Source organism: Paracoccus salipaludis (assembly GCF_002287065.1).
Taxonomy (GTDB): domain Bacteria; phylum Pseudomonadota; class Alphaproteobacteria; order Rhodobacterales; family Rhodobacteraceae; genus Paracoccus; species Paracoccus salipaludis.
In genome coordinates this window covers 1-569 of sequence record NZ_NSJZ01000122.1, presented here as the reverse complement: position 1 = coordinate 569, position 569 = coordinate 1, and the positions used below count along the sequence as shown (strand labels likewise).

General features: G+C 45.9%; 1 protein-coding gene. It reads left to right on the top strand.

Annotation, left to right across the window (positions count from 1 at the left end):
- Nucleotides 1-111 precede the first annotated feature (111 nt).
- A partial coding sequence (locus tag CK240_RS17835; RefSeq protein ID WP_135058963.1) for a TIGR04255 family protein occupies nucleotides 112-569 on the top strand: 458 nt, incomplete at its 3' end.

Here is a 569-nt window from a genome sequence, read left to right as displayed (position 1 = left end):
GGCAACGTTCGGACCTTTTCCAAAGTATCAACGTTAAGCGGCTACCAATCTCCCACTTCACACTGTACTTCACACCGCGAATCGGGTTTCCTGACCTCAGGAGGGGACAAAATGAACAATTCTGTAGATGATCCGCTATTTGGAATCATCCCAGAAAGGATGACGCTCGCTAATGCACCAATTGCGTACGTCATAGCTCAAGTTCAATTCCCCTCTATTATGCGCATCAGGGATGACAGCTATATAGTAGAGTTTCAGGACCGCATTCGAAAAGTCTATCCTTTTGTAGAAAGGATAGAAGCAGTGCCTCTACCTATACCGGGCAGTGCACCGGAGATTAGTGGCACTGAGGTCCATTGGAACTTTAGTAGTGTTGATAAAAAGTGGCGCGTTGTTCTCGCAGCAAATGCAATTACGCTAGAGACTAAAGATTACAATGGGCACATCGACTTTATTAAGCGGTTCGGTTTTATCCTGAATGCTCTGGCCGATACGGTTCAGCCGACAGTTATGATCCGAATTGGCTATCGATATATCAATAGGCTTCAAAGTCCGGAAGACCTCTCGAA